This is a genomic window from Staphylococcus sp. EG-SA-2 (assembly GCF_017152085.1).
Genome location: NZ_JACYHC010000437.1, coordinates 1 through 5,446, shown reverse-complemented (window position 1 = coordinate 5,446; position 5,446 = coordinate 1). Strand labels below are relative to the sequence as shown.

General features: G+C 34.1%; 5 protein-coding genes and 1 other annotated feature. Of the genes, 1 reads left to right on the top strand and 4 read right to left on the bottom strand.

All coding sequences use genetic code 11. From position 1 onward, the window contains the following. The 3 genes from IDG60_RS05470 to hutH form a co-directional block, all read right to left on the bottom strand. On the bottom strand, nucleotides 1-254 hold a 254-nt coding region (locus IDG60_RS05470; protein ID WP_206160546.1), incomplete at its 3' end, for an AzlC family ABC transporter permease. Nucleotides 255-904: 650 nt separating this feature from the next. Continuing rightward, nucleotides 905-2,191: a serine--tRNA ligase gene (serS, locus tag IDG60_RS05465; protein ID WP_000884332.1), complete on the bottom strand. Its 1,287-nt coding sequence runs from the start codon at nucleotides 2,189-2,191 to the stop codon at nucleotides 905-907. A gap of 89 nt (nucleotides 2,192-2,280) precedes the next feature. Further along, nucleotides 2,281-2,490: a binding site (T-box leader), on the bottom strand. Nucleotides 2,491-2,569: 79 nt separating this feature from the next. Then, complete coding sequence (gene hutH, locus IDG60_RS05460) at nucleotides 2,570-4,084, bottom strand: histidine ammonia-lyase (protein WP_000177465.1); 1,515 nt, start codon at nucleotides 4,082-4,084, stop codon at nucleotides 2,570-2,572. 325 nt (nucleotides 4,085-4,409) lie between these two features. Here hutH and IDG60_RS05455 point away from each other — a divergent pair, with 325 nt between their 5' ends. Beyond that, nucleotides 4,410-5,222 carry an NAD(P)H-hydrate dehydratase gene (locus IDG60_RS05455; protein ID WP_000449218.1) on the top strand — a complete coding sequence of 271 codons (813 nt, stop codon included), beginning with the start codon at nucleotides 4,410-4,412 and terminating at the stop codon, nucleotides 5,220-5,222. 87 nt (nucleotides 5,223-5,309) lie between these two features. Here the strand turns inward: IDG60_RS05455 and IDG60_RS27405 are convergent. Next, nucleotides 5,310-5,446: hypothetical protein (locus IDG60_RS27405; RefSeq protein ID WP_164825994.1), on the bottom strand; the 137-nt coding region annotated here is incomplete at its 5' end.

Genomic DNA, 5,446 nt, shown 5'->3' with positions numbered 1-5,446 from the left:
AAAAGGAACATTCTTGAATTTACGATAAATACAGTTAGTACAATCGCTGATATCGGTGTACCTGCTATAAACAACGCGCACATAATAAATTGCGCAGCACCGGCATATATAACAAGACATAACAAGATAATTTCTAAAATACTAAAGTTTTGAGACGAAGCCACAATACCAAATGAAATACCAACACCGGCATAACCCAATAATGTTGGGATACACTCTTGTACGCCTTGTCTAAAACTTAAATGTGTTGCCATCTCAATTACCTCCTTTGCCACTTTATATTTATATAATTACGAAAAAATAATATACCTAGTCTAATACAGTTCTATACCCTAAGCAATAACATTAGACACCAGTTTGTATGAGGTTAGACATACTGGCGTCTTCAATCATCTTCATATCAACTTTTTATTTTTGATAATTTTCAATTTTTATTTAAGACTACCTCCATATTTTCTACGGATTTGTAGTTGTTTTTAAGTACTAATTTTATAATTTTTTATATCTAATGATGAGTCTGGGATATTGATTCATGTAACACTCCCTTATAATCATCATCCTCTCCCCCTACCCTACTCCATCGATATTACTCATACTACATCAACGAAATCAGTTTTTTATCACTTAATTTCCTATAATAGTGATGCTCAAAATTGTTACGTTTTAGATTGTTTTAGTTCATCATAATTATCCCGTATTGTTGCTATAATGAAATGCGTTCACCCCATTAAACCACAAACTTAATTTATTGTTGTTATGTGCATTGGCTCACTATTATACTTTTACAGCACAAAAAAAGTGGCGACAGCTTCGTCACCACTTTTTAAAATATTATTTAAAGTATCTTGCCCTTGCTTTAAGTATACGTAGAATATATACTTTTTAAAGCTTGTAGCTAAAGCCTTTATTTAACTGGTTTTGAAATTTGTGTTTTACCACCCATAAATGGTACTAATGCTTCTGGAATTGTTACTGTTCCATCTTCATTTTGGTAATTTTCAACAATAGCAGCAAATGTACGTCCAACTGCTAAACCACTACCATTTAATGTATGTGCTAATTCTGGTTTAGCTGCTTTGTCACGCTTGAAGCGGATGTTAGCACGACGCGCTTGGAAATCCGTACAGTTTGAGCATGAACTAATTTCTTTATAATCATTGTAGCTTGGTAACCAAACTTCTATATCATATGTTTTGCTTGCACTAAATCCAATATCACCTGTACATAAAATAACACGACGGTATGGTAAACCTAACTCTTCTAGAATTGCTTCTGCATTTGTTGTCATTTCTTCTAAAGCATTCCATGAATCTTCAGGTTGTTCAAAACGTACCATTTCCACTTTATCGAATTGATGTAAACGAATTAATCCTCTTGTATCTCTACCTGCTGATCCTGCTTCACTACGGAAACATGCAGATTGACCAGTGAATTTTTCAGGAAGTACACCTGGTTGAATAATTTCATTACGGTAGAAATTCGTTAATGGTACTTCAGCAGTTGGAATTGTATATAATCCTTCTTTTTCTACTTTAAATAAATCTTCTTCAAATTTAGGTAATTGACCTGTACCATACATTGTATCTGCGTTCACAAGCTGTGGTACCATCATTTCTGTATAACCATGTTGTGTTGTATGTTTTGTAATCATATAGTTCATTAAAGCACGCTCTAATTGCGCACCTTCATTTGTTAAATATACAAAACGCGCACCTGAAACTTTTGCTGCACGATCAAAATCAGCCATTTTCAATTCTTCTACAATATCCCAATGTGCTTTTGGTTCAAATGAAAACTCACGTGGTGTACCCCACTTTTTAACTTCAACGTTATCTTCATCAGATTCACCTTGAGGTACATCATCACTTATTAAATTTGGAATACGACAAAGGATACCTGTCATTTTATTATCAATTTCATTTAATTGACTATCTTTTTCTTTAATATCGTCACCTAATGTGCGCATTTCAGCAATCACATCATCAGCATTTTCTTTATTACGTTTTTTTAATGCGATTTCTTCGCTTACTTTATTACGACGTGCTTTCATTTCTTCTGTTGCACTAATTAATTTACGTCGTTGCTCATCCAATTCTAAAATTTCATCTACAACTTTTGGATCATCTCCACGTAATTCAATTTTGCTCTTAACTGTGTCAGGCTCATTTCTGAATAATCTAATGTCTAACATTAACCTTCATCCTTTCCCAAATAATTATCATTTATTATGGAATGACGTACGTCTTTATTTTTTAGAAAATAAAAAAAGACCACATCCCTACAAGGGACGTGGTCTACGCGTTGCCACCCTATTTAACAATTTAAGTTATAAAGATACACTAAACCTAAATTGCACTTCACTAAAATAACGGTTATCACCGATTGTTCTTTTAAATTAAGTAGGTAGATTCATATATATGTTGATTCTTGTTCACACTAACCACAAGCTCTCTGATATCGAACACTATATATTACTTGTCCTACGAACAATGTCTTATTAAGTTAATTTTAATATAGCAAACTATATTTGCTTTTTCAAGTAACGATTTCAAACATCACTCATGTCGATTTAGTGACATGCAGTCGTTTGATAAATTGATTGCTTTAAATACTGTGCAACCGCTTCAATATCTTTATGAAATTGACGGTCATGTGTAATGGATGGCACGATACTTCGAAACTCCTCATATTTACGACGTGTTTTTGGTGATAATCCTTCGACACCTTTCAACTCTGCTGCTTGTAATGCAATAACACATTCGATTGCCAACACACGTCTTGCATTTTCAATAATTTGATAACCATGTCTAGCAGCTGTAGTTCCCATAGATACGTGATCTTCTTGGTTCGCAGATGAAGTGATAGAATCAACACTCGCTGGATGCGCTAAAGTTTTATTTTCAGAAACGAGACTTGCAGCAGCATATTGCATAATCATCGCGCCACTTTGCAATCCTGGCTCTGGACTAAGAAATGCTGGTAAATCACCATTTAATTGAGGATTTACTAGTCGCTCTAGACGACGTTCCGATACGTTTGCTAATTCACTTACACCTAATTTAAGATGATCTAATGCAAAAGCAATAGGTTGTCCATGGAAGTTACCACCTGAAATAACAAACGTTTCATTTGCTTCCTCAAATATAAGTGGATTATCATTAGCCGCATTCATTTCAAATTCTAATTGCTGTTTAACATAATTGAATACTTGAAAACTCGCGCCATGGATTTGTGGTATACAACGCAACGTATATGCATCTTGTACACGTATTTCTGCTTGTCGCGTCGTTAATGTTGATCCTTCTAACCAATCACGCATACGCGCTGCCACATTAATCTGTTCTTGAAAATTACGAACAGAGTGCACATCATGTCGATATGCATCTATAATGCCATTAAGAGACTGATGCGTTAATGCAGCAATCCATTCAGATTGGTAACCTAAATCTTCTGCTTCTATATAACTAATGACACCTTGAGCTGTCATAGCTTGCGTACCATTAATCAATGCTAAACCCTCTTTAGCCTGAAGGTTCAAAGGTTGTCTATTTAATTCTCTTAATACATCGTCACTATCCTTTTCTTCCCCTCTGTACAATACTTTCCCTTCACCAATTAATGCTAATGCTAAATGTGATAATGGCGCTAAATCTCCTGATGCACCGAGAGAGCCTTGCTGTGGGATTATCGGTATAATACGTTCATTTATAAAAAATTGTAATTGTCTCACTAATTCTAAAGTGGCACCTGAATGACCTTTTAATAATGTATTCAATCGTAAAATCATCATGACTAATGCTACTTCTTTTGAAAATGGCTCACCTAGTCCACAGGCATGTGAGCGTATCAGATTCACTTGTAATTCATTATATTGCGTCGGGTCTATACGTACATCACTAAATAACCCAAAACCTGTAGTGATACCGTAAACCGTTTCCTCATTTTCAATAATACGTTCAACTACCGCTCTACTTTTTTTGACACGTTCTAACGCATCATCAATAATTTCAATCTTTGATTGTTGTTGTAAAAATGATTTAATATCCTCAATTGTTAGTGTTTCACCATCTAAATATAAAGTCATATATGTTACCCCCTTGTTTATATTAAGTAACCCATCCTTCTTGAAGTATACGTTTTCATTTTTATTGAAACAATGGTTTTACGTACATTTATAACCTATTATCAGAGCACTATTGTAGTGCGTTAAAGGATATTAAGATTGTTGTAAGCATATTTAATAATTTATCTATTGACGAATTGCATATACAGGTATAGTATTTTCTATTGTATTTAACGACAAATAATAATGAATTCAGAAATTTATAATACATTTTGTTAAAAGTTACTATATATTTTTAAAATTGAATAAATTTGGAAAAGGCTTTTACATGGGAGGTTATATCACTATGGAAACGTTAAATTCTATTAACATTCCTAAGCGTAAAGAAGATTCACATAAAGGTGATTATGGCAAAATTTTATTAATTGGTGGATCTGCTAACTTAGGTGGTGCCATTATGTTAGCGGCTCGTGCATGTGTATTTAGCGGTAGTGGTTTAATCACTGTAGCTACACATCCAACAAATCATTCAGCATTACATTCTCGTTGCCCAGAAGCGATGGTTATTGATATTAATGATACGAAAATGTTGACGAAAATGATTGAAATGACTGACAGTATACTAATTGGTCCAGGTCTTGGCGTTGATTTCAAAGGAAATAATGCCATTACATTCCTACTACAAAATATACAACCGCATCAAAATTTAATCGTAGACGGCGATGCGATTACAATCTTTAGTAAACTGAAACCGCAATTACCTACATGTCGTGTGATCTTTACTCCACACCTCAAAGAATGGGAACGATTAAGTGGTATTCCTATTGAGGAACAGACATATGAGCGTAATCGTGAAGCAGTTGATCGTTTAGGTGCAACTGTTGTACTTAAAAAACATGGTACTGAAATTTTCTTTAAAGATGAAGACTTTAAATTAACAATCGGTAGCCCAGCAATGGCGACTGGTGGTATGGGCGATACACTTGCTGGTATGATTACAAGTTTTGTCGGTCAATTTGATAACTTAAAAGAAGCGGTTATGAGTGCCACATATACACATAGTTTTATTGGCGAAAACCTTGCAAAAGATATGTATGTGGTACCACCATCAAGACTTATCAATGAAATACCTTACGCAATGAAACAATTAGAAAGTTAATCATTACTAATCATTGAATATAGTACAGCATTACTTTCTAGCATAAAAATAAGACTCCCCTACATATAGGGAAGTCTTATTTTTTTATTATTCTTCATCTTCATCTGATGATTGTTGTATATCTTCTTCAACACGATCCATGAAATCTTGTCTTACTTCAATACGTCCATCTTCATCATTTTCTTCTGAATCAATCACTTCAGTATGAATTGCATTTCCTGGTG

Bases quoted from the DNA above. Each gene is read 5' to 3' on its own strand.
- serS (WP_000884332.1), bottom strand. From the start codon at position 2,191: ATGTTAGACATTAGATTATTCAGAAATGAGCCTGACACAGTTAAGAGC.
- IDG60_RS05455 (WP_000449218.1), top strand. From the start codon at position 4,410: ATGGAAACGTTAAATTCTATTAACATTCCTAAGCGTAAAGAAGATTCA.
- hutH (WP_000177465.1), bottom strand. From the start codon at position 4,084: ATGACTTTATATTTAGATGGTGAAACACTAACAATTGAGGATATTAAA.